Source organism: Aeromonas simiae (assembly GCF_000820125.1).
Taxonomy (GTDB): Bacteria; Pseudomonadota; Gammaproteobacteria; order Enterobacterales; family Aeromonadaceae; genus Aeromonas; species Aeromonas simiae.
The window spans coordinates 1,054-23,212 of sequence record NZ_CDBY01000002.1; the positions used below are offsets into that span (position 1 = coordinate 1,054).

Sequence of the window (22,159 nt, forward strand, 5' to 3'; positions counted from 1 at the left end):
CGAGGCCGAGGCGGTGCTGGCTCACGAGGTGAGTCACGTGGCTAACGGCGATATGGTGACCCTGACCCTGATCCAGGGGGTGGTGAACACCTTCGTGATGTTCTTCGCCCGCATCGTGGCCGGCGTCATCAGCAACTTCTTTAGCAACAACAATGATGAAGAGAGCAGCAGCACCGGCGGTCTGGCCTACATGGCGACCGTGTTCGTGCTGGAGATGGTGTTTGGCATCCTGGCTTCGATCATCGTCATGTGGTTCAGCCGTCAGCGCGAGTTCCGTGCCGACGCCGGCGCCGCCAAGCTGGCCGGCCGTGACAAGATGATCGCCGCACTGCAACGTCTGGCCCGGGGCCCCGAGTCCCAGATGGAGGGCACCATGATGGCCTTTGGCATCAACGGCAAGCGCTCCATGAGCGAGCTGTTCATGAGCCACCCGCCCATCGAGCAGCGCATCAGTGCCCTGCGCGGTTAAGCCTTCCTGATCGCTCCCTGATAACAAGAAGGGCCGGATGATTCCGGCCCTTCTTTTTTATTGCGCATTACTCGATGTGCACATCGGTGAGGGGCACGGCGCAGCAGGCGAGGATCTCGCCGCGATCGCGGGCCGCCTCGTCCAGCGCCGGCGCCGCCGGTTGATCCACTTCCCCAGCCCGCAGGGTGCAGCGGCAGCTGCCACAGATCCCGGCGCGGCACGACCAGGGGAGATCGATCCCCTGCTTGGCGGCTTGATCGAGCAAGGTGCCCTGATTGTTGCCGATGAACTCCTCGGCGCCGATGCGGATCCGCACCGCCTGATGGGGGCGCGCCACCGTCAGCAGCTGGCCGCCGAACGACTCGTGGTGCAGCTGCCCGGCGGGCACCCCCAATTCGGCGAGCCAATCGAGGGCCAGCTGCATGAAGCCGGTGGGGCCGCAGAGATAGACGTCGCGCTCGGCCAGCTCCGGGATGGCCTCCAGCATGGCGAGGGTCAGGTGGCCGCGCAGGCCCTGCCAGTGAGGATCGGGGCGGCTGAGCACCAGTTGCAGCTGCATGCCGGCCAGGCGCAGGGCGAGCAGCTCTTCGCGGGCGGGGATGTCGACCTCGCTGCGGCACTGGTGCAGGAAGTGCACTTCACCCAGGGCCCCCTGATCGGCCAGGAAGCGCGCCATGGAGAGCATGGGGGTGATGCCGGAGCCGGCCGAGAGCAGCAGCAGCTTGCGCCGTCCGCCGAGGTGGAACTCGCCGGCCGGGGCATGGGCCAGCAGGGTCTTGCCGACCCCCAGCTGCTGGTGCAGCCAGGTGGAGAGCCGTCCCCCCTCGAGGCGCTTGACCGTGATGGCGAGGCGCTCGGGACGCGACGGGCTGGAGCTCAGGGTGTAGTTGCGCAGGATGCGCTGGCCATCCACGTCGATGGCGATCGGCAGGTACTGGCCCGGCAGGTAGTCGGGCAGGGGCAGATCGTCGTCGGCCTCCAACCAGAAGGTCTCCAGCTCCCGAGCCAGGGTTTCGCGCGCCACACAGCGCAGACGGCGGCGGGCGGGAGCCCCGTTGGGGTAGGCGGGGGCGCGCCGGGTCTCCAACACCTCGACCGGATCGCCTGCGCTGATCGTGCCTTCGTTCAGGGCGATCAGGTTCTGGCCGAAGTAGACCTCGCCATCCTCCCCGCGGCGGTAGCGGGTGAGGGTGGCAAGCGGCTCCTTGAGGGGGTTAAAGCGCTCGCTGCCGGGCTCCACCGTGGTCATGATGCAGCGGCTGCACGGCTTGGCCACGGTAAACTCCACCTCGCCGATGCGAATGCGGGCCCAGCCATCCTCGGCGAAGGGGGCGGTGCCACTGACCACCAGGTTGGGGCGAAACTGGCTCATCAGATGCAGCGCGTCGGAGCGCCGGTTGAGATCCTCCAGCGACGCCTCGCTGATGAGCAGCAGCGGGTAGCCATCGGCAAAGCTTACTCGGGTGCCGGTCTTTTCCCGGTAGCGGTTGGAGCGCTTGCCGAGCCACAAGAGGCGGGCCGGCTCGCCGAGTACCCGGCTTATCCAGGCGTCGGCCTCGTCCGTGGTGGTGAGCGCCTCGAAATCGTCCTGCCACACCCGGGTGGCCAGTGAGTCACGGGTGAAGTTGCGCTCTTCCAGCCGCAATGGATCGCTGCCGCTGAAGGCCAGGCGCACGCCTCCCACGAACGGATCGGCCAGCACCTGTAGCAGGCGCGGGTGGGTGCGCGCCGTGATAAAACTGCCATCTGGGCGCACCACCATGTAGCGGCGATCCCCGAGCAGCCCCTCTTCGGTGACCGTGGCCCGCAGCGGGGAGAGGGCGGCGCAAGACTTGACGGGATAGAGATGAAGGGAGACGAGAGTGGTCATGAGCGCTCCTTTGCAGATGAAAATGCACCATAACGATTTCGTTTGAGCAGCTCAAACAGTTTGTTTTGGTGTTGATAGAGTGCGCTTTTATTGATCTCGATTGCATCATTGCAGCGCGCGTTAGGTCAAACTGTGACCAGTTTCCAGTTCTTGACGCTTTTGCTTTTCCCGTCAGCCACCGGCCGCCACGGCACGCCGGTTTTCAAGGGCAGATGACGGTCGGTTCACCCACAAGCAGAAAGCCACGTTATGAGCAGACCACTGGATATGACGCTGCCACCGGATCTCTCCCGCAAGACGGGAACGGGCCCGGTGCTCAGTCGGGTGCCACGCTGGCGCCCGGCCCTTCCCCCCTGCAATCACGCCTGCCCTGCCGGTGAGGACATCCAAGCCTGGCTCTCCCTGGCCCAGTCCGGCCAGTTCGAGGCCGCCTGGCGGCGCCTCATCGAGGTCAACCCCTTACCGGCCGTGCATGGCCGGGTCTGTTACCACCCCTGCGAGCATGCCTGCAACCGTGCCGAGGTCGACGAAGCGGTCTCGATCCACGCCATCGAGCGCTTCCTTGGCGACGAGGCGCTGCGCCTCGGCTGGCTGCCGGCGCCGCCCCCAGCGCCCACGGGCAAGCGGGTGCTCGTCGTCGGGGCCGGCCCCTCGGGCCTCTCTTGCGCCTGGCACCTCAACCGGCTCGGCCACAGCGTCGAGATCCGCGAGGCGGGCCCGCGTCCCGGCGGCATGCTGCGTTTTGGCATTCCCGCCTATCGCCTGCCGCGCGCCGTGCTCGATGGCGAGGTAGCGCGCATGCTGGCGGCCGGGGTGCAGCTCACCCTCAACCACAAGGTGGAGGATGTGCTGGCCGAGTGGCGTGAGGGGGGCTTTGATGCCGTCTTCATGGCCATCGGCGCCCACCTGGCCAAGCGGGTCGATATCCCGGCCCGCGAGGCCGGGCGCATCCTCGATGCGGTGAGCTTTCTCCAGCAGGCGAGTCTGGCCCAGGAGCAGGGGCTGCGGCCCCCAGAGCTGGGGCGGCGCGTCGCCATTTATGGCGGCGGCAACACCGCCATGGATGCGGCCCGCACCGCGCGTAGGCTCGGCGCCGAGGAGGCGATGATCATCTACCGGCGGGATCGCGACCACATGCCGGCCCATGACTTTGAGGCCATCGAGGCTGAGGAGGAGGGGATCACCATCAATTGGTTGCGCTCTATCCGCCAGTTCGACAGCGATTGCCTCGAGGTGGAGGTGATGACCCTCGATGAGCAGGGACAGCCGCAACCCACCGGCCGCTTCGAGACCCTGGAGGCCGATGCCCTGATCCTGGCCCCTCGGCCAGGAGGTGGACTTGAGCGTGCTCAAGAGCGTGCCCGGTGTGCGCTTGAGTGGCGAGGTGGTGCAGGTGGGCGAGAACCTGATGACCGATCTGCCGGGCCTGTTTGCCGGCGGCGACATGGTTCCCTCCGAGCGCACCGTGACGGTGGCCACTGGCCACGGCAAGAAGGCGGCGCGCCACATCGACGCCTGGCTGCGCGGCGAGCGCTATTGCAAGCCCCCCTCCTTCCCGCTGGTGGGGACCGCCTCCTTGCAGCTCTGGTTCCAGACCTGGGCGCCGGCGAGCGATCAGTCGGTGCTGGCACCGGCGTCGCGCCACGGTTTTAGCGAGATCGTCTGCGGCCTCGATGCCAACGAGGCCCGTTATGAGGCGAGCCGCTGCTACTCGTGTGGCAACTGCTTCGAGTGTGACGGCTGCTTTGCCAGCTGCCCCGAGCAGGCGATCGAGAAGCTGGGGGCCGGGCTTGGCTACCGGGTCGATCCGGCGCGGTGCAGTGGGTGCAGCGCCTGCCACGACCAGTGCCCGTGCAATGCCATCGAGATGGAGGAGGCCAGATGAGCGACAAGATGATCATGGTGGACGGCAATGAGGCCGCCGCCCGGGTGGCCTATCAGTTGAGCGAGATCTGCGCCATCTACCCCATCACCCCCAGCTCGACCATGGCGGAGCTGGCCGATGAATGGGCGGCAGAGGGGCGCCCCAATCTGTGGGGCAACGTGCCGACCGTGGTGGAGATGCAAAGCGAGGGGGGCGCCGCTGGCGCCGTGCATGGCGCCCTGCAAGGGGGGGCGCTGGCCACCACCTTCACCGCCAGCCAGGGGCTGATGCTGATGCTGCCCAACATGTACAAGATTGCCGGTGAGCTGACCCCGGCGGTGTTTCACGTGGCGGCCCGCTCCCTGGCGGCGCAGGGGCTGTCTATTTTCGGCGATCACCAGGACGTGATGGCGGCGCGCACCACGGGGTTTGCCATGCTGGCCTCGGCCAGCGTGCAGGAGGCCCAGGATCTGGCGCTAGTGGCCCACTGCACCACCCTGCGTAGCCGGGTGCCGTTTCTGCATTTTTTCGACGGCTTTCGCACCTCCCACGAGGTGAACAAGATAGCGGCCATCGAGCGGATGACCCTGCGCAGCATGATCGACGATGACTGGGTGCGCAGCCACAGGGCCAGGGCGCTCAACCCGGACAGCCCGGTGATGCGCGGCACGGCGCAAAACCCGGACACCTATTTCCAGGCCCGCGAGAGCGTCAACCCCTTCTACGAGGCGCTGCCGGCCCAGGTGCAGCAGGTGATGGACGAGCTGGCCGGCCACACCGGACGCCACTACCGGCTGGTGGAGTACAGCGGCGCGCTGGATGCCAGCGAGGTGGTGGTGCTGATGGGCTCGGGGGCGGCCGCCGCGCGCGCCGCCAGTGACTGGCTCAATCGTCAGGGGGGCAAGACCGGCGTGCTTCAGGTGCGCCTCTATCGCCCCTTCCCGGTGGCGGCCCTAGTGGCGGCGCTGCCGGCCAGCGTGCGGCGCATCGCCGTGCTCGATCGCACCAAGGAGCCGGGCGCCGGCGGTGAGCCGCTGCTGCTCGATGTGCAAAGCGCCCTCATCGACGCCCTGCAAAGGGGGAACCTGGCGACCTTGCCCCACCTGTGCGGCGGGCGCTACGGCCTCTCTTCCAAGGAGTTCACTCCGGCCATGGCGGCTGCCGTGTTTGCCGAGCTGGCGCGCGAGGCGCCGCGCCCGCGCTTTAGCGTGGGGATCTGTGACGATGTCTCCGGATTGAGCCTGACGCTGCCCTCCTTGCCGAATCTGGAGCCGCAGGATCGGGTGTGCGCCCTGTTCTTCGGTCTCGGCGCCGATGGCACGGTCGGGGCCAACAAGAACAGCATCAAGATCATCGGCGAGCGCGGCGATCTGCACGCCCAAGGCTACTTTGTCTACGACTCCAAGAAGTCGGGGTCGCGCACCGTCTCTCACCTGCGCTTTGGCCCCGATCCCATCGATGCCCCCTGGCTTATCGAGGCGGCGAACTTCATCGCCTGCCATCAGTGGGGTTTTGTCGAGACGCTGGATCTGCTCGAGCATGCCGCGCCCGGCGCCACCTTGCTGCTCAACGCCCCCTGGCCCCCTGAGGTTGTGTGGGGGCAACTGCCCGAGCGGCTGCGCGCCCGCATTCGCGCCAAGGGCGTCCGGCTGTGGGCCATCGACGCCGACCGGGTGAGCGAGCAGACCGGCATGGGCAAGCGCATCAACACCATCATGCAGACCTGCTTCTTCGCCCTGGCCGAGGTGTTGCCACGGGAGGAGGCGATCGCGCTCATCAAGGGGAGCATAGCGAAGAGCTACGCCAGCAAGGGGGAGGCGGTGGTGGCGAGTAACTTCGCCGCGGTCGATGCCACCTTGGCGGCGCTGCACCCGGTGCCCTGGCCCAGCGAGGGGGAGGAGCAGGGCGGCGACTATCCGCTGCCGCTACACTGGCCCGCCGGGCTGGCGGCAGCCGAGCACACCTTCATCGAGCGGGTGACCGGCCCCATGCTGGCCGGCCGGGGCGATCGGATCCCGGTGTCGCTGCTGCCCTGTGATGGCACCTACCCGCTGGGAACCAGCCGGGTGGAGAAGCGGGCGATTGCCTGCGACATCCCCATCTGGCGGCCTGCGGCGTGCGTGCAGTGCGGCAACTGTTCGTTTGTCTGCCCCCATGCGGCGCTGCGCGCCAAGTTTTACCACCAGGCGTGGCTCAAGGATGCCCCGGCCGAGGCCCGCTCGGCGGCGCTGACGGCCCGAGGTTACCCCGACAGCCGCTACACCTTGCAGGTCTACCCGGAAGATTGCACCGGCTGCGGTCTGTGCGTGCAGGCTTGCCCGGTGCGCGATGAGGCGGGCGAGCGCGCCATCGTCATGGCGCCGCTGGCGGCGCATCGTGAGCCGGAGCGCACGGCGCTGGCCTGGTTCGAGCGCCTGCCCTGGCCGGCGCGGGAGAAGATCGACTTCTCCACGGTGCGCGGGGTGCAGTTCTTGGAGCCCCTCTTCGAGTTCTCCGGCGCCTGCGCCGGCTGCGGTGAGACCCCCTACCTGCGGCTGCTCACCCAGCTGTTTGGCGATCGCATGCTGGTGGCCAACGCCACCGGTTGCTCCTCCATCTATGGCGGCAACCTGCCGACCACACCGTGGAGTCACAACGACGAGGGCAAGGGGCCGGCCTGGTCCAACTCCCTGTTTGAAGACAACGCCGAGTTCGGCTTTGGGCTGCGCTTGTGCGCCGATCAGCACAGGGGACAGGCCGAGGCGGCGCTGCAAGCGGTCAGGTCGCGCGTCGGGGAGGCGCTGGTCGATGCCTTGCTGCACTCACCGCAGCGGTTGGAATCGGAGATCCGCACCCAGCGCCAGCGCTTGACCATGCTGCGCCGGCGCCTGGAAGATGACGAGAGCACGGAGGCCCATACCCTGCGCTCGCTGATGGATCAACTGGTGCGCCGCTCGGTGTGGATCGTCGGCGGTGACGGCTGGGCTTATGACATCGGCTCGGCCGGGCTCGACCATGTGCTCGCCTCCGGGCGCGACGTCAACGTGTTGGTGATGGATACCGAGGTCTACTCCAACACCGGCGGTCAGATGTCGAAGTCGACCCCGCTCGGGGCGGTGGCCAAGTTCGCCGCCGGGGGTAAGACCCTGGCCAAAAAAGACGTGGCGTTGCAGGCCATCGCCTACGGCAACGTCTATGTGGCGCGCATCGCCTTCGGTGCCCACCCGCAGCAGGCGTTGCAGGCCCTGCGTGAGGCGGAGGCCTATCCCGGCCCTTCGCTCATCATCGCCTACAGCCACTGCATCGCCCATGGCATCGACATGGAGCAGGGGCTGGCCCAGCAGAAGCGGGCGGTGGACTCGGGGCACTGGCCGCTGCTGCGCTACAACCCTGTGCTGCGCGAGTCCGGGCAGAACCCCTTCAGTCTCGACAGCCTGCGCCCGACCCTGGCGCTGCGCGCCTATCGCGAGCAGGAGAGCCGCTACCGGGTGTTGGCCCAGAGCGATCCGGCCGAGGCCGAGCGGCTGATGGCGATTGCCCAGCAGGTGGCGTGGCAGAAGTGGGCGACCTATGAGGAGATGGCGACCCGCAGCGCCGAGCAGTTCCATCCCTTGTTGTGAGGAGGAGGCGGGCGCAGGCCCGCCTCTTTTTTTGGGAGGCGCCAAAATGAAACGACCCGGGATTGCCCCGGGTCGCATTGCCTTGCGAGTGCATCACTGCAGTGATGCGTCGCGCTTACTATGAGTTTTCAGGATCTCGTAGAGATCTTCTTTGAGTTTCAGCTTTTTCTTCTTCAGTTCACGAACCTGATCGTCGTCTGCGTACTCTTTTTCCAGTTGCTTGATCTCGTCATCCAGCTGGTTGTGCAGGTCAAATTTCCTCTGAAAGTGGGCATCGGTCGTTTTCAGCTGAGTGATTAGATCACGGTACTCTGGAAACATGTGGCCTCCTTTTTCAGTGTGTGTAAATTCAAGCTACTCCATTCCGGCAGGGGGGAATGTGATGCTGGTCACCCTTGGCGACAATCATGCACTTTTCTCTCGCTATGCCATACGGCTCACATTTTTTCAGCTTTCCAGCTGGAAGTAGACGCTAACTTCAAGCCCACCTTGCGGGTGATTGTGCACTGTCATCTCGGCCCGGTGCAGCTCGGCGATACGGCGCACTATGGCCATGCCCAGCCCTACCCCGTCCCCCTGCTGCGGGTTGACCCGAAAGAAGCGCTCGCTCAGGCGCGGTAACAGCTCGGGCGGTACGCCAGGGCCGCTGTCGCGCACCCTGACCCGAGCCTTGTGCCCCTCGCGCTCGAGCAGCACCGTAATGGTGCCACCGCGCGGGGTGTAACGGATGGCGTTGTCGACCAGGTTGGCAAACAGCAGATCGAGCAGGGTCGGTTGTCCGGCGATGGTGAGCGCCTCGTCGGCCTCGAAGGCGAGCTGCTGCTCCTTGTTGAGCGCCAGCGGCACCAGGCTGGCGATGGTCTCGCGCAGGGTCTCGCGCAGATCGAGCGGCTGGTGCAGCATCGGCTTGCGGTGATCGAGGCGGGCGTGGGTGAGCAGCTGGCGCAGTAGCCGATCGCTGCGATCGAGCGCCTGCTGCATCTTCTCCAGCGCCTGGCGCCGCGCCTCCTCGCTGTGGGCGTGCAGGGCGTTCTCGCTGTAAAGGCGCAGCACGGCGAGCGGGGTGCGCAGCTCATGGGCCGCTTCGTCGGTGAACTGCCGCTCGCGCTCGAGGGTCTCTGCCAGGGTGTGCATCAGGCGGTTGAGCTCGGTCATCAGCAGCCCCACCTCCTTGGGGGGGTGGTCGATATGCAGCGGGCTCAGGTTGGCCGGATGGCGCTCGCCGATGGCGGTGGTGAGCCGGGTGAGCGGCGAGATGCTGCGAGTCACCAGCCACCACAGCAGGATCAGCAGCAGCGGCAGGGTGATAAACAGGGGCAGCATGGTCAGGGTGGCCATGCTGCCGGCCAGCTCGTCGCGCTCGTCGTCGCGTTCGGCCACGATGAGCCAGGTGCCGCGCTCCTCGTTGTGCAGGGTAAAGGTGCGCCACAGGTGCTTGCCATCCTGCATCTCGTCAAAACCGGGCGCCAGGGCGCCGAGCGGCTGCTCGGGGGCGCTCGGCGAGCGCAGCAGCACGCTGCCGGCCGGATCGAGCAGCTGGAACGCCAGGTTGCGCTCGAACTCGTGGCCGTAGGGGGTGAACTCGTTGTCGGTGTAGATGCCGCGGCGCTGGGAAACCCGCTCGGCATCCGGGTGGCTCAGCTCCCACTCCTCATAGACCAGGCCACTGTCGTGGTCGGCCGGTAACTGCTCCAGGTAGCGCAGCAGCAGGCGCTCGGTGATGCGGGCCGACTGGGCGAGGCGGGCGTCGAACAGCTCTTCCATCTCGTGGCTGGCAGAGAAAAAGCCAAGCAGGGCGCTGACCGACAGGCTGGCGGTGACCAGTAGCAGCACCCCGGTCAACAGGGTGCGGCGCAGTGAACGGACTGGGTGGCTCACGAGGTGGCGACCTCGCGCGGCACTATGTAGCCGACCCCGCGGATGTTGCGGATGAGATCGGAATAGAGCTTCTTGCGCAGGTGGTGGATGTGCACCTCGACCGCGTTGCTCTCGGCCCCCTCATCCCAGCCGTAGAGGCGTTGGTGCAGCTGCTCCTTGCTCAGCACCCGGCCTGCCTGACTCAAGAGCTCGTGCAGCAGCTTGTACTCGTGGGGGGTGAGGCGCACCGGCTCGCCCTGATAGGTGACCTGCTGGGCGTCCGGGTAGAGCACGATGGCGCCGTACTCCAGGGTCGGCAGGGCATTGCCGGCGCTGCGCCGCAGCAGGGCTCGCAGGCGGGCGTTGAGCTCGGGCAGGGCAAACGGCTTGGTGAGGTAGTCATCGGCGCCGGCATCGAGGCCAAGCACCCGATCGTCGAGGGCGTCGCGGGCGGTGAGGATCAGCACCGGCAGGGTGAAGCCCTCGCGGCGCAGCTTGCGCAGCAGGCTGATGCCGTCGATATCGGGCAGATTCAAATCGAGGATGAGGGCGGCAAACTCCTCGCACTTCAAGGTGGTGAGGGCCGGCAGGCCAGTGGTTAGCCAATCGACCGTGTAACCCGAGCCCTTGAGGGCGTCCTGCATGCCATCGCCCAGCATCACATCATCTTCAACCAACAGGATCCGCATTCCAACTCCGTGTCGTGGCCCAGCGTGGAGACAGTATGCCGTCATCGCGGGCCCTGCTCCAGCCTGGAAATATCAGCGGGCCTTGCGGCCCGCTGTGCATCACAGTGCGGCCAGTTTGGCCTTAATCTCGCCATGGCGGCCCTGATCGGCCAGCTCGCGACCGGGACGGGGCGGGGCCGCCAGCGCTTTTTCGAAGTAGCGTTTGGCCTCGGCCTTGTGGCCCTGATCGAGCAGGAAGTCGGCGTAGAAGTAGTTGGGGTCGATGCCGGTGGGGTTGATGGCCAGCGCCTGCTTGAGCAGCGCCTCCGCCTTGTCATCATCGCCAAACCCGACCGGCCAGCCCGGCACTTGATAGTAGAGGGAGCCGAGGCTGGTGTAGGCCGAGCCGTCGAGGGCCTTGGGGTCCTGCTCGATGGCTATTTCGAGGCGGCGCTTGGCATCCTTGACCAGGGAGAGGGCACCAAGGCCTCCCTTGGCGCCGGCCCAGGTGCTCTTGACGATGGCGGACCAGATCAGCAGATCGGTGCGAAACGCCTCCTTGGCGCTGGCCGCATCGGCGCGCTGGCTGAGCTGCTCGAGGCAACTTTCCTTCTGCTTCTCCGGGCTCTGGTATTGGCACTGGGCCCAGGCGGACTGGATCTCGGGCAGGGCATCGGCGGCAAAGGCGGGGGCGGCGAGCAGGCTGCCGACCAGTAACAGGGTCGATTTCATCTTCAGGCTTCCTTGTGGTGGGCAAAACGGGCGATGACGGCGTGCTGCTTAGCCAGGGCGCGGTCGACCAGCCCCGGCAGCAGGGCATTGAGGCGCACGAACAGCTTCTCGGGCCAGCCGACCCAGGTGCGGGTGTGTTCCTGCTCCAGGCTCTGTACCAGCTGATCGGCCACCTCCTCCGGGGTGTCGGTGTGGGTGCCGAGCTCGGCATTCATGGCGTACACCTCGGGGGCATTGAGGTGGGTGCGGGTGGCGCGCGGGGCAAAGTGCAGCACTTTGATTCCGCTGCCGGCCAGCTCGCGGCCGAGCGCCTCGGAAAAACCGCGGATGGCGAACTTGCTGGCGCAGTAGACGCTGTAGCCGGGGTAGCCGATGCCGCCGAAGCTCGAGCCGACGTTCATGATGAGGCCGGGGCGCGCCAGGCGTGGCAGCAGGGCGCGGGTCAGTAGCAGAGGCGCCAGGGTGTTGAGCTCGAGCTGGCTGGCTATCTGCTCTTCGCTCTGATCTTCGAGCCAGGCGAAGTGGTTGGTGCCGGCGTTGTTGATGAGGATGTCGACCCCAGACTCCAGCGCCGGGTGGTGGATGAGCGCGAGGCGCCCCTCTGCGCTGCACAGGTCGGCGCACAGGGTGTGGTGGCGCTCCGGCGCCGGCAATTGCAGGCGCAGTCGCTCCAGGGCCTGGCTCTGGCGCCCGTGCAGCAGCAGATGGGCGCCGCGCTCGGCCAGGGCCAGGGCGAGGGCCTCGCCGATGCCGCCGCTGGCACCGGTGAGCAGGATTCGCTTGCCGTCGAGGTTCATCGCGGGCTCCTTAGGCGAGGGTGCGCAGCATGTCGCCGTAGAGGCGGTAGACCACCTTGGCGCTGTGGATGATGGCGGCCTGATCGGCCGGGCTCTGCACCCGGTTCATCAGCCCCTCGAAGAACTTGAGGTGCTCCTGATCGAGCGCCCCGTGGGAGCTCAGATAGCTCATCGCATGGGCTGGCAGGCCGAGCCCCTGCTTGAGCTGGTCGGCCACGCTCAGGGCGATGGCGACGCTGGTGCCCTCAAGCACCTGCACCATGCCGAAGAAGCCCATGGGGTTGCCGCGCTGGATCTGGTCGTAGAGGAAGGCGACCATCAGCTCGATGGGCAGGCTGGGAGTGCCGGCGCGCACCGCCTCGGCATCGCCGCCGCAGGCGCGAATGTCGTTCAAGATCCACTCCTGATGGCCGTACTCCTCCTCGATGTACTCGGCCAGGGCGCCGCGCACCCACTCGTACTCCTGAGGCAGGCGGCCGCCGGTGGCCATCAGCAGCGGCACTGTGTGGCGCACGTGGTAGTAGGCCTGGGTCAGGAAGGCGATGTAGGTCTCGCCGGTGATCTCGCCCCGCTGGCAGGCGGCGATGATGGGGGCGCTCAGCAGGTATTCGCGCTCGCTGGCAGTGCGCTCGTTCAGGGTCTGGTAGAAGCTCACAGGCTCTCTCCTTGGCTTAATTGTTCAATCTGATGTCGATAGGCGGCGAAGATCCGCTCCCGGCGTGGGCGGCCGTTGGCGGTCAGCAGATCCGACTCGGGGGATAGGGTGGCCACGAACCAGCGATGGATGCCGGCATAATCGGGCAGGCGGCGGTTAAGGCGCGCCACCTGCTCGGCCAGCGCCCCCTCCTGGCCGGCCATCGGCTCGAGCAGCGCCACGTTGCGCGCCAGGCCGTCGCCAAACACCACGCAGCGGGCGATGGCGGGCTCAAGCTGGGCCTCGGCCTCGACCCACTCGGGGGAGAAGTTGCGGCCAAAGGCGGTGATCTGGACGTTCTTCTTGCGCCCGGTGATGAAGAGGAACCCCTCCTCGTCGAGCCGGCCGAGATCGCCGGTGTGGATGGCGCCGCTGACGGGAGGCTCGCCGAGGTAACCGAGCATGGCGGCCCCCTCGACCAGCACCTCGCCGTCATCGGCCAGCGTCACCCGGCAGTGGGGCAGCACCCGGCCGACGCTGCCGGGTTTATCCCCGTCCGGGCCGTTGAGCGCCACCACGGAGCCGCACTCGGAGAGGCCATACCCCTCGTACACCGGCAGCCCCAGTTGGCGGGCCGCCAGCAGCAGGGCTGGGGCCACCTTGCCGCCGCCGACCGCGACGAAGCGCAGCTGCTGACCGAGGTAGCGGGCCAGGGCCGGCTGGCGTTGGCACAGGCCGACTAGCAGGCGCAGCAGCTCGGGCACCAGCACCAGGCTGTGGGGATGTTCGCGCCCGAGCAGGGCGGTCAGGCATGCCGGATCCAGGCGGCTCGAGCCGGTGAACCCCACCTCGGCCAGGGACGGCAATACCGTGGTGGCGCCGGTCAGCAGCGGCACATAGAGGCCGGTCAGGTTCTCCAGCAAGGTGGTGAGCGGCAGCAAGGTGAGGTGGCGCTCCACCTTGGCCGGGGCCACCCGCTCGGCCAGGGAGCGGCAGACCGCCTCCAGCTGGGCCAGCGAGAGGCAGACCCCCTTGGGCTGGCCTGTGGTGCCCGAGGTGTAGGTGATCTTGGCGGTGCCGCTCGGCAGCGCCGGCGGCGCGGCGACGGCGCGGCGCAGCAGACGATAGCCGGCCAGCGTCTGTGGCTGCCACGACGCGCCGAGCAGGGGCTGCCAGGGCGTTGCATCTTGCACGGCAAGGGCATCGGCGCCGCTGCTCTCGAGCAGCCACTGCTTTTGCTGCGCCGAGAAGAAGGCGGGCACCGGGATGGCGACGATACCGGCATGGGCGCAGGCGAGATCGAGCAGCGCCCACGGGATGCCGTTGTCGATGGCCATGGCCAGGCGCTGCACGCCGGCGGCGCTGAGGGTCGCGGCCAGTTGCTCGCACTGCGCGAGCAGTTGGCGATAACTCAGGTGGCGGGTGAACTCCACCAGCGCCGGCTGATCGGGGCGAGTCTGGGCGTGGCGCCGCAGGGCGGAAAACAGGGTCATGAGTGCGCCCTCCGGGCGGCGGGAAACAGGGTGGGCATGGGCTCGAACAGGCCGAGCAGCAGCGAGCTTTCGGCCAGTACGCGGCGCCCTTGTCCGAGATCGCCCGCCATCACCTTGGGCTGGCAGCGGTAGTACTCGCCCCAGGCGGCAGCGTCCTCACCGACCCGCTCCGGCTGGGCTTGGGCCAGCTCAATCGGGTTGAGGTGCAGGCGATGAAAGATGTTGCGAAGGCGCACCGTGCCGGTGAAGACCACGTAGTCGAGTTCGTTTTCGCACAACAGTTTGCACAAGGCGGCGAACATGATGCGGGCATGGCCCGGCTCGGCGCAGGCGAAGTTGCCGATCTCCACTAGGTGATCGCGAGATGGGGTGGTGCCGATGCCAGCCGCGATCGCCGCTTCAATCGGGGCGTCCAGGTAGCGTTCCAGATAGAGGGGGGCCTCGCCGGCCGGGGTGAGGCCGCAGGCCCCGACCAGCATGCCGTCGGCGCGATAGAGCCCGAGCAGCAGCGGCAGAAAATGGGGGATGGTGGCGTTGAACTCGCGGGTATAGGCAGCCTGAATATAGGCCTGTAACTGGGCCACCTGCTCGGGGATTCGGGCGATGGCGAGGCGGTAGGGTGCCTTTATCTCGGCATGCATGGCGGGCTCCTCTCTCGGATGATGGAGGGAGGATGACCGGCTTGGCTTAAGAGAAGATTAAGTCAGAAGAGCAGGAGCTCGAATTTGCAAAAAAAGAGAAGGGGCGCCGTGGCGCCCCTTGTTGTCAGCCGGGTTAGCTCTCTTTTTTATCTTTTTTCTTACGCTCGGGCAGCGGTTTGCCGTCGCGCTCAATCACCTTGCCAGCCTCGAAGCAGATCTGGGCGGCCAGCTCCTCGAGATCCGGTGCCTTGGCCTCGGCCCCGATGGCGTAGCGCCAGTTGATGATGGTGATCTTCTCGGCGCTCGGGGTGTCGGCGACCAGCGGCTCGCGCCAGCCTTGGCCGATGTGGGCCACCAGCACACCGTCACGCAGCAGCTCGGCGACGATCTCCTGGGTCGGCGCCCCCTTGCCGTAGGTGAAGCCTTGCGGATGCTTGGCCCCCACCAGCGGGGCGTCGCTGGCCGGGATCAGCTTGCTGCGCAGCACCCACTTGGGCAGTTTCTGCTCCTTGCCGAGCGGCTTGCCGACCTGGTACTCGTTGACCTTGATCGCCTTGATCAACTGGTTGGTGAACTCCTTGGTCAAGGCCTTCTGGGCCTCGTTGCCACTCTCTGTCTGGATCGGTGCCAGATACCAGGTTGCGGCCAGTACCGGTTGCGCGCACAGCAGCATCAGCAGCAGACCCAACAGGGATTTCATTCCGTTTTGCATCATGATTCCACCAAGATTTTGTTTTGCCAGCGGCGGCTGCGCCAGCGCCAGTACATGGCCAGACCGCGGACCCACTCGTCGCAGGCCAGCGCCAGCCAGATGCCGACCAGTCCATAACCCAGCATGATACCGAGGAAATAGGAAAGAGGCACGGCGATCCCCCACATGGAGATAAGCCCCATGAGCAGGGGGAAACGGGCATCCCCGGTGGCACGCAGGGCGTTGATCACCACCAGGTTGAAGGTGCGCCCCGGCTCCATGATGAGGCTCACCAGGAACAGTTGGGCCACCTGATTGATGATGTCGGGATCATCGGTAAACAGGCTGATGATGCTGCGCCCGTTCAGCGCCGCCGCCACCGCGATGAGGCAGGTGACGATGAGGCCGAGTTTGAGGCTTTTGAGCAACTGGCGGTAGGCGCGGTCGAACTGCCGCGCCCCGGCCAGATGGCCGATGATGATCTCGTTGCCAAGGCCGATGGAGAGGCCAAATAGCAGGATAAACAGGCAGATCTGGAAGAAGTAGGACTGGGTCGCCAGCGCCTTGTCGCCAAGCAGGCCGACAAACGCCGTGACCACCATGAACTGCAACATCCACGAGAGGTTCTCGCCGGCGGCCGGCAGGCCGATGTGCAGCACCTTGCCGAGCATCTCCCGGCTCGGGCGCAGTATGTCGCGGGGGATCAGGCGGATGCCGGTCTTGCGCCCCACCAGCCACACCAGCAGCACCACCCCGATCAAGCGGCCGGCCACCGTGCTGATGGCCACCCCGGCCACCCCCAGCTCGGGCAGGCCGAACCAGCCGTAGAGCAGCAGCATGTTGCCGACACAGGTGATGGCGTTGACGATGAGGGTCACGTACATGGCCTGGCGGGTGTGGCCGTGGGCCCGCAGGGTGGCGGCCAGACAGAGGGCCGCCGCCTCGGGCAGCAGGCACAGGCCGATGATCTGCAAGTAGAGCTGGCCGTCGCTGAGCAGCTCGACGGGCAGGTTCATCATGGCGAGGATCGGGGCGGCGCCCCCCATGACCCCAAGGGCGGCCACCAGCCCCACCAGCAGGTTGAAGGCGATGGCGGTGTGGATCACCACCCGGGCTTTTTCCCGGTCGCCGGAGCCCAGATACTGGGTGATCACCACGCTGGTGCCGATGCTGACGAAGCTAAACAAGGTGATGGCGAGATCGAACACCTGGTTGCCGACCGCCAGCGCCGCCACGGCGCGGTAGGAGACATGGCCGACCATGAAGGTGTTGAGCGCCCCGGTCAGAAAGTGCAGGGCGAGATCGATAAACAGAGGCCAGGTCAGCGAAAAGAGCGAGCCTGGCCCCTGCGGGGAGTGAGTTTGCATGTGAATTCCGGCGCTGGGGGCACGACCGGAGGGCCGCGCCACGGTGCGTCATTTAACACCAAGCGCCTAGCTCACGCAATCGTGGTGGCCAGGTTCACCTCGCGCTCCTCCTGCTCCGGGTTGCCCTCGGCCAGGGTCAGCGCCTCCTCCTGCTCCTGGCTGCGGTAGCAGCGGGTCATGCGCAGGGCCTGATAGATGTCGGGACAGAGCAAAATGCCGTCCTCACCGACCTTGACCCCGGCCTGGCGGAACCACTGGCTCAGCTGGCCGTGGCGGCCCGCCATCACCATGTGGATGCCGCGCCGTTTCAGCTCGCGGTGCAGCTCGCCAACCATGATCATCACGCTGATGTCCTGATGGGTGAAGCAGGCGACCGCGTCGATCACCAGACAGCGCGGCGCGCTGGGGTCCTGGGTCAGCAGGGCCAGCACCCGGCGCTTGAAGTAGGGGGCGTTGAAGTAGGTGAGCGGCGAGTTGAAGCGATAGACCATCAGGCCGGGCACGCTCTTGATCTGCTCGTCGTTGCCGAGGGTGCGCACCACGCCGTCCTGGTCGGTGCCGAGCAGCTGGTCGGTCGGGCGCATCACGTTGCGCAGGAACTGGAACAGGCCGAGCAGCACCGCCAGGGTGATGCCGGGAATGACCCCCATGGTGAGCACGCTGATGAAGGTAATGAGGGCCAGCCAGAAGGCGGCACAGTCTGAGCTGCGCAGTGCCCACAGGCCGCGAAAATCGGTGAGCGAGAACGAGGCCATCACCAGCACCACTCCGAGGGCGGCGGTGGGGATGTACTGCAAGGGGGCGGTCAGGGTGAAGGTGACCAGACCAATGGTGCCGGCGGCGATGAGGGAGACCAGCTGGCTCTTGCCGCCGCTGGCGTCGTTGACCGCGGTGCGGGAGTCGGCGCCGCTGATGGCAAAGCCCTGAGAGGCCGCCGAGGCCAGGTTGGCCATGCCAAGGGCCCGAAACTCCTGATCGGCATCGATCTCGTAACCGTTCTTGGCGGCGAAGCTACGGGCGGTGAGCATCATGGAGACGAAGCTCACCATGGCGAGGTTAAGGGCCGGCAGCACCAGCTCACGCAGCAGGCCGGGGGGAAAATCCGGGATTTGCAGCGAGGGGATGCCGGAGGGCACGGCGCCGATAGTCTGGATGCCGAGCTCGCCGAGCGGGGAGATCTGGCTGCCCCACACCGCCAGCGCCGCGACGGCCAGCGCCAGCATGGTGGCGGGCCAGTTGGGTTTGAGCCAGCGGCACACGAGCAGGGCCAGCAGGGTCAGCAGGCTCATGGCCAGGGTCGGCAGGTGGGTCTGTTGCAGGTAGTCGAAGGTGCTGGCGAGGCGCTCAATCAGGAATTTCTCGCTGTAGGTAAAGCCGAAGATCTTGGAGAGCTGGCCCACCATGATGGTGATGGCCACGCCGTTGAGCAGCCCCATCAGGATCGGACGCGACAAGAAGTCCGCCAGTACCCCGAGCCGGAAGCGGCTGGCGATGAGGCACCAGAAACCGGTCATGGCGGTCATGGTCATCACCAGTTGCCAGTGCTTGGTGGGATCGCCGGCGGCGAGTGGGGCCACCACCGCATAGATGACGGCGCAGGTGGCCGCGTCGGGGCCGACGATGAGCTGGCGCGAGGTGCCAAACAGGGCGTAGACCGCCATCGGCAGTATGCACGAATAGAGGCCGACCACGGCGCCGACGCCGGCCAGTTCGGCATAGGCGATGGCGACCGGCAGGGCGACCGCCGCCACCGAGAGGCCGGCGCGCAGATCCGGCAGCAGCCAGCCGCGCTGATAGTGCAGCAGGGAGGCCAAGCCGGGAAGCCAGCGCTGGAGAGAGAAAAAGTCGCGCATGTTCAACCCTTTAGTGATGCTTTAACCCCTAGTGTGCCCATGGGCTTCACACAAAATCAACCTGGCTTAAGCGGGCCAGTGTACCCGCAGGCGGGGCCACAGCTGTTGCCAGCGCTTGGCGCGAACCCGCTCGGTGAAGAGGGCCGGCCCCTGGCGGCAGTGCGGATTGGGGTGCACCTCAAGCGACCAGTTATGGGCGATGCCGTGCGGGGCGACCAGCAGCAGGCGGTCATCGGCCAGCAAGCGCACCCCGATGCAGGTGGGGAGCTCGACCCAGTGGGAGAGGGCGGCCAGGGCAGTGTCGAATGGCGGCGTCCGCTGACGCAGGTGCATGCGCGCCTGATTGCGCGCCTCCCAGTTTTGCCCCGGCAGCAGGGCGCTGGCGCGGGCCTCAATCTCGCCTTCGCGCTGGCCATCCGGATCGCGCTGATCCAGATAGATGAGATCGATGTCGCTCAGTGCGGTGGGATGGCGGTAGCCGTGCAGGTGATCCCAGATGAGGTTGCGCACGAAGCCGGCCCCCAGATACCAGTCGGGCAATGCCAGCTCGCGCGCGGCCAGCAGGCACTGCCAATGCAGCGGCGAGGCGCGCAGCAGGGCGCAGGTCTGCTGTTGCAGGGCATCATCACTCTCCATGGCGGCTCAACCATACCTCTATGTAGCTGCAGCTCGGCACTATGGTCAGGCTCTGGCTGCGGGTCCATTGATAAAACGCGCGCGCCAGCTTATCGGCCACCCCGGCGTTGCGCAAGGCGGGGGGCACATAGGTGTTGAAGGCTTCGACCGTGTCGGCATCGAGGTGGCGATAGCGCAGGTGGGCCTGCTCTCCCTCCTGCTGGTAAATGAACTGATGCTGTTCCGCTTGATGGGTGACGATGATCATGGGGACTCCTGCCGGGTGATGTCTGTTCGAGGGTGGCTTACCAGGCCTGTTCGAGCAAGTGGAGCAGGGTGTTCCGATCCGGCGCCTTGCGGCAGTAAAGCAGGGCGCCGTCGTTGTGGGCGAGGTGGGCCACCGCCGCGAGTGGGGCGCGATCGCTTAGGCCAGCCTCGCGCAGGGTGCGCGGCAGGGCGGCCTGTTGCCACAGTTGATCGCGCAGGTGTTGCAGGCGGGCCATGGTGGCGTCGGCCCGATCCGCTGACGGGCAGGCGGCATAGGCTTCGGCGCCGGCCAGCGGCAACAGCAGGCGGGCCAGCTCGCCGTCGATCTGCGGGCGTTGATAGGCCAGCGCCACCGGCAGAAACAGGTTCATGCACAGGCCATGGGGCAGGTGGCAGTGGGCTCCCAGGCTGTGGCCGAGGGCATGCACCAGCCCCACCATGGCGTTGGAGAAGGCCATGCCGGCCAGGGTGGCCCCCTCGGCTAGGGCGAGGCGCAGCCCGGGATCGCTCGGGTGCTCGGGCAGCAAGGGCAGGGCGGCGGCGATTTTCTCCACCGCCAGCAGGGCGAGCGCGCTGCTGACCGGGTTGGCGGCGTTGCTGATGAGCGCCTCGATGGCGTGGGTCATGGCATCCATCGCCGTGGCGGCGCTGATGGGCAGCGGCAGCGTCTGGGTGAGGCGGGCATCGAGCACCGCCAGGTTGGGCAGCAGAAAAGGCGAGGTGAAGGGCACCTTGCGGCCACTGTCTTCGTCGCGAATGACCGCCACCTGGGTTACTTCCGAGCCGGTGCCGGCCGTGGTGGGTAGCACAGCGAGCGGTGCGAGCGGCCGGGTCAGCAGATCGGCGCCGGCCCAATCGAGCAGGCGCGCTCCCCCCATCGAGACCAGGATGTTGACCGCCTTGGCGGTGTCGATGACCGAGCCCCCGCCCAGGGCAATGAGGGCGTCGCAACCAAGGTCGCGGTAGTGCTCGGCGATCCGCTCCACCACGGCGGTGGAGGAGTCGGGCGGGATCTGATCCTCGATGGCGGCAGGGGTCATCACGCCCGCGGCGAGCTGCTCCCCCACCATCTTGGCCAGCCCGCTGGCTACGATGCCGGGGTCGGTGAGCAGCAGCGGCCGGGTGGCGCCGAGCGCCGCCAGGGCCGCCGGCAGCTGCTCGATGGCCTGTTGCCCGACCAGCAGCTTGACCGGGCAGAAGAACTCGTAATAACGGGGCGTGGTCATGGGGGCTCCTTAGGGGAGAAGCAGGCCGGCGAGGATGGTCAGCGCCCGCCTGAGTTGCCGGGGCGGGCGCCGGTAGTCGCGCAGCAGCGGGCGGGCGAGCCTGGGGGGCAGCAGCACGGCTTGCAGCGCCTCAAGGGCGCGCACCCAGTGCATGGCGGCCACCAGATCCCCTTCGGCGCTGAGCCGCCCCTCGCAGAAGCTGGCATTGATGCCGAGGCGAAAACCGAGCACCCGCAGCGCCACATCCGGGTGCTTGAAGGTCAGACGCAGGGCGGCGGCGGCGGGGGCCGTGCTCCACCCCAGCGCCTGTTTGTGCAAGATGAGCGGGCGCGCCAGGCCGAGGCAACCCAGTTGCAGGCAAAAGCCGACGGGCAGCGGGGCCAGCTCGGCATGGATGAGCGGATCGACTCGCGCGGCGCGGCGCAGCAACCGCCCCAGGCCCCACAGCAGCAGGGCGAGGGCGCGCAGGCGGATGCGTTGGGGCACGGAGCGCGTCTGCATACCTAGCGCAGCAACAGCCAGAGCAGCAGGCGCTGGCGCCAGCCGTAAGGGGGCTGGATCAGGGCGCCGCTCGACCAGCGGCCACGGCGCAGCACCGTCTTGGCCTTGGAGAGGGTGAGAAACCCTTCATGGCCGTGGTAGTGGCCCATGCCGGAGGGGCCGATCCCGCCGAACGGAGCATCGTCGACGGCCACCTGGAAGACGGTGTCGTTGATGGCCATGCCGCCGGCATGCACCTCCTTGATGACTCGTGCCTGTACGGCCGCATCGAGGCTCATCAGGTAGCAGGCGAGCGGGCGGGGCCGCGCACGGATATAGGCGATCGCCTCATCCAGCGAGTCGTAAGCAATGAGCGGCAGCAGGGGGCCGAAGATCTCCTGCTGCATCACGGGGCTCTGCTCGGGCAGACCCCATAGCAGATGGGGGGCCAGCCGGTGGGCGGCGTCATCGCGAGCCGGCTCGCAGGCAGGGACGACACGGGCCCCGTCGGCGCTGGCCTGCGCCAGCCAGTCGGTCAGGCGCTGGTAGTGGGCCACGTTCACCACAGAGGTGAAGTCGGCACTGGCGAGCCCCTCGGGGTAGCGGCGGGCGAAGGCGCGCTGGAAGGCGGTGGCGAAGGCCTCCTCCTGACCACGGGGCAGCAGCACATAGTCGGGGGCGACGCAGATCTGTCCGGCGTTCAAGCACTTGCCAAAGAGGAGCCGGTCGATGGCGAACTCAAGCGGGATATCCGGGGCGATGAGGCAGGGGGATTTCCCCCCCAGCTCCAGGGTGACCGGGGTGAGGTGCTGGCTCGCCGCCGCCATCACCTGGCGTCCGATGGCGGTCGAGCCAGTGAAAAACAGGTGATCAAACGGCAGGGCGCTAAAGCGCGCCGCCACCTCGGGGCCCCCCTCCACCACGGCGACCTCCTCTTCGGCAAAACAGCTGGCCAGCAGGCGGCGCAGCACGGCATTGGTGGCAGGGGTGAACTCGGAGAGCTTGAGCATGGCCCGGTTGCCGGCGGCCAGCGCCG

Annotated in this window: 21 protein-coding genes; 4 read left to right on the top strand and 17 right to left on the bottom strand. The window is 67.1% G+C overall.

Features of this window, described 5'->3' with window-relative positions; translation table 11 throughout:
* Positions 1 to 469, top strand: a 469-nt coding sequence (locus BN1134_RS00150; RefSeq protein ID WP_042044521.1) for a M48 family metalloprotease, incomplete at its 5' end; no start/stop codon positions are given.
* Positions 470 to 536: 67 nt separating this feature from the next.
* Here BN1134_RS00150 and BN1134_RS00155 read toward each other — a convergent pair.
* The gene (locus BN1134_RS00155; protein WP_042044522.1) at positions 537 to 2,339 is read right to left on the bottom strand and encodes a hybrid-cluster NAD(P)-dependent oxidoreductase; all 1,803 of its coding nucleotides are present in this window, start codon (positions 2,337 to 2,339) and stop codon (positions 537 to 539) included.
* Positions 2,340 to 2,588: 249 nt separating this feature from the next.
* Here BN1134_RS00155 and BN1134_RS00160 point away from each other — a divergent pair, with 249 nt between their 5' ends.
* From BN1134_RS00160 to nifJ, 3 genes are read left to right on the top strand one after another with little or no spacing between them, the layout of a single operon-like run.
* Positions 2,589 to 3,992: an FAD-dependent oxidoreductase gene (locus BN1134_RS00160; RefSeq protein WP_232300568.1), complete on the top strand. Its 1,404-nt coding sequence runs from the start codon at positions 2,589 to 2,591 to the stop codon at positions 3,990 to 3,992.
* Positions 3,916 to 4,224 carry a 4Fe-4S dicluster domain-containing protein gene (locus BN1134_RS20375; protein WP_232300569.1) on the top strand — a complete coding sequence of 103 codons (309 nt, stop codon included), beginning with the start codon at positions 3,916 to 3,918 and terminating at the stop codon, positions 4,222 to 4,224. The genes BN1134_RS00160 and BN1134_RS20375 overlap by 77 nt, the downstream gene beginning before the upstream one ends.
* Entirely contained in the window at positions 4,221 to 7,802 is a 3,582-nt protein-coding gene (gene nifJ, locus BN1134_RS00165; protein WP_042044523.1) for a pyruvate:ferredoxin (flavodoxin) oxidoreductase, read from the top strand. Before BN1134_RS20375 ends, nifJ begins: the two co-directional genes overlap by 4 nt.
* 93 nt (positions 7,803 to 7,895) lie before the next feature.
* Here the strand turns inward: nifJ and BN1134_RS00170 are convergent, their stop codons facing one another.
* The 16 genes from BN1134_RS00170 to BN1134_RS00245 all read right to left on the bottom strand — a co-directional run.
* On the bottom strand, positions 7,896 to 8,123 hold the full coding sequence (locus BN1134_RS00170; protein ID WP_042044524.1) for an HP1242/YdcH family protein: 228 nt from the start codon (positions 8,121 to 8,123) through the stop codon (positions 7,896 to 7,898).
* 126 nt (positions 8,124 to 8,249) lie between these two features.
* The gene (locus tag BN1134_RS00175; protein WP_042044525.1) at positions 8,250 to 9,680 is read right to left on the bottom strand and encodes an ATP-binding protein; all 1,431 of its coding nucleotides are present in this window, start codon (positions 9,678 to 9,680) and stop codon (positions 8,250 to 8,252) included.
* Positions 9,677 to 10,348 carry a response regulator gene (locus BN1134_RS00180; RefSeq protein ID WP_042044526.1) on the bottom strand — a complete coding sequence of 224 codons (672 nt, stop codon included), beginning with the start codon at positions 10,346 to 10,348 and terminating at the stop codon, positions 9,677 to 9,679. Before BN1134_RS00180 ends, BN1134_RS00175 begins: the two co-directional genes overlap by 4 nt.
* 99 nt (positions 10,349 to 10,447) lie before the next feature.
* Positions 10,448 to 11,059: a tetratricopeptide repeat protein gene (locus tag BN1134_RS00185; RefSeq protein WP_084214652.1), complete on the bottom strand. Its 612-nt coding sequence runs from the start codon at positions 11,057 to 11,059 to the stop codon at positions 10,448 to 10,450.
* A 2-nt stretch (positions 11,060 to 11,061) separates the two neighbouring features.
* On the bottom strand, positions 11,062 to 11,856 hold the full coding sequence (locus tag BN1134_RS00190; RefSeq protein ID WP_042044527.1) for an SDR family oxidoreductase: 795 nt from the start codon (positions 11,854 to 11,856) through the stop codon (positions 11,062 to 11,064).
* A 10-nt stretch (positions 11,857 to 11,866) separates the two neighbouring features.
* On the bottom strand, positions 11,867 to 12,511 hold the full coding sequence (locus tag BN1134_RS00195; protein ID WP_042044528.1) for an iron-containing redox enzyme family protein: 645 nt from the start codon (positions 12,509 to 12,511) through the stop codon (positions 11,867 to 11,869).
* A complete protein-coding gene (locus BN1134_RS00200) occupies positions 12,508 to 13,983 on the bottom strand; it encodes an AMP-binding protein (protein WP_042044529.1) in 1,476 nt (491 codons plus the stop codon). Before BN1134_RS00200 ends, BN1134_RS00195 begins: the two co-directional genes overlap by 4 nt.
* A complete protein-coding gene (locus tag BN1134_RS00205; protein ID WP_042044530.1) occupies positions 13,980 to 14,624 on the bottom strand; it encodes a thermostable hemolysin in 645 nt (214 codons plus the stop codon). The genes BN1134_RS00200 and BN1134_RS00205 overlap by 4 nt, the downstream gene beginning before the upstream one ends.
* A gap of 133 nt (positions 14,625 to 14,757) precedes the next feature.
* Positions 14,758 to 15,324: a hypothetical protein gene (locus BN1134_RS00210; RefSeq protein ID WP_404800024.1), complete on the bottom strand. Its 567-nt coding sequence runs from the start codon at positions 15,322 to 15,324 to the stop codon at positions 14,758 to 14,760.
* An 11-nt stretch (positions 15,325 to 15,335) separates the two neighbouring features.
* On the bottom strand, positions 15,336 to 16,682 hold the full coding sequence (locus BN1134_RS00215) for an MATE family efflux transporter (protein ID WP_042044531.1): 1,347 nt from the start codon (positions 16,680 to 16,682) through the stop codon (positions 15,336 to 15,338).
* 71 nt (positions 16,683 to 16,753) lie between these two features.
* Entirely contained in the window at positions 16,754 to 18,535 is a 1,782-nt protein-coding gene (locus BN1134_RS00220) for a SulP family inorganic anion transporter (protein WP_042044532.1), read from the bottom strand.
* Between the two features lie 66 nt (positions 18,536 to 18,601).
* Positions 18,602 to 19,171: a nucleotidyltransferase family protein gene (locus BN1134_RS00225; RefSeq protein ID WP_042044533.1), complete on the bottom strand. Its 570-nt coding sequence runs from the start codon at positions 19,169 to 19,171 to the stop codon at positions 18,602 to 18,604.
* The gene (locus BN1134_RS00230; protein ID WP_042044534.1) at positions 19,161 to 19,418 is read right to left on the bottom strand and encodes a GNAT family N-acetyltransferase; all 258 of its coding nucleotides are present in this window, start codon (positions 19,416 to 19,418) and stop codon (positions 19,161 to 19,163) included. The genes BN1134_RS00225 and BN1134_RS00230 overlap by 11 nt, the downstream gene beginning before the upstream one ends.
* 37 nt (positions 19,419 to 19,455) lie before the next feature.
* Entirely contained in the window at positions 19,456 to 20,643 is a 1,188-nt protein-coding gene (locus BN1134_RS00235; RefSeq protein WP_042044535.1) for an iron-containing alcohol dehydrogenase, read from the bottom strand.
* A 9-nt stretch (positions 20,644 to 20,652) separates the two neighbouring features.
* Positions 20,653 to 21,129, bottom strand: coding sequence for a hypothetical protein (locus tag BN1134_RS00240; protein WP_232300570.1), 477 nt, complete (start codon positions 21,127 to 21,129; stop codon positions 20,653 to 20,655).
* 17 nt (positions 21,130 to 21,146) lie between these two features.
* Positions 21,147 to 22,159, bottom strand: a 1,013-nt coding sequence (locus tag BN1134_RS00245) for an aldehyde dehydrogenase family protein (RefSeq protein WP_042044537.1), incomplete at its 5' end; no start/stop codon positions are given.

What these genes read in the sequence shown, in the direction of transcription:
- BN1134_RS00220 (WP_042044532.1), bottom strand. Translation starts at nt 18,535, where the DNA reads ATGCGCGACTTTTTCTCTCTCCAGCGCTGGCTTCCCGGCTTGGCCTCC.
- BN1134_RS00160 (WP_232300568.1), top strand. Translation starts at nt 2,589, where the DNA reads ATGAGCAGACCACTGGATATGACGCTGCCACCGGATCTCTCCCGCAAG.
- BN1134_RS00225 (WP_042044533.1), bottom strand. Translation starts at nt 19,171, where the DNA reads ATGGAGAGTGATGATGCCCTGCAACAGCAGACCTGCGCCCTGCTGCGC.
- BN1134_RS00185 (WP_084214652.1), bottom strand. Translation starts at nt 11,059, where the DNA reads ATGAAATCGACCCTGTTACTGGTCGGCAGCCTGCTCGCCGCCCCCGCC.
- BN1134_RS00180 (WP_042044526.1), bottom strand. Translation starts at nt 10,348, where the DNA reads ATGCGGATCCTGTTGGTTGAAGATGATGTGATGCTGGGCGATGGCATG.
- BN1134_RS00235 (WP_042044535.1), bottom strand. Translation starts at nt 20,643, where the DNA reads ATGACCACGCCCCGTTATTACGAGTTCTTCTGCCCGGTCAAGCTGCTG.
- BN1134_RS00170 (WP_042044524.1), bottom strand. Translation starts at nt 8,123, where the DNA reads ATGTTTCCAGAGTACCGTGATCTAATCACTCAGCTGAAAACGACCGAT.
- BN1134_RS00210 (WP_404800024.1), bottom strand. Translation starts at nt 15,324, where the DNA reads ATGAAATCCCTGTTGGGTCTGCTGCTGATGCTGCTGTGCGCGCAACCG.
- BN1134_RS00155 (WP_042044522.1), bottom strand. Translation starts at nt 2,339, where the DNA reads ATGACCACTCTCGTCTCCCTTCATCTCTATCCCGTCAAGTCTTGCGCC.
- BN1134_RS00205 (WP_042044530.1), bottom strand. Translation starts at nt 14,624, where the DNA reads ATGCATGCCGAGATAAAGGCACCCTACCGCCTCGCCATCGCCCGAATC.
- BN1134_RS00200 (WP_042044529.1), bottom strand. Translation starts at nt 13,983, where the DNA reads ATGACCCTGTTTTCCGCCCTGCGGCGCCACGCCCAGACTCGCCCCGAT.
- nifJ (WP_042044523.1), top strand. Translation starts at nt 4,221, where the DNA reads ATGAGCGACAAGATGATCATGGTGGACGGCAATGAGGCCGCCGCCCGG.
- BN1134_RS00230 (WP_042044534.1), bottom strand. Translation starts at nt 19,418, where the DNA reads ATGATCATCGTCACCCATCAAGCGGAACAGCATCAGTTCATTTACCAG.
- BN1134_RS00215 (WP_042044531.1), bottom strand. Translation starts at nt 16,682, where the DNA reads ATGCAAACTCACTCCCCGCAGGGGCCAGGCTCGCTCTTTTCGCTGACC.
- BN1134_RS00190 (WP_042044527.1), bottom strand. Translation starts at nt 11,856, where the DNA reads ATGAACCTCGACGGCAAGCGAATCCTGCTCACCGGTGCCAGCGGCGGC.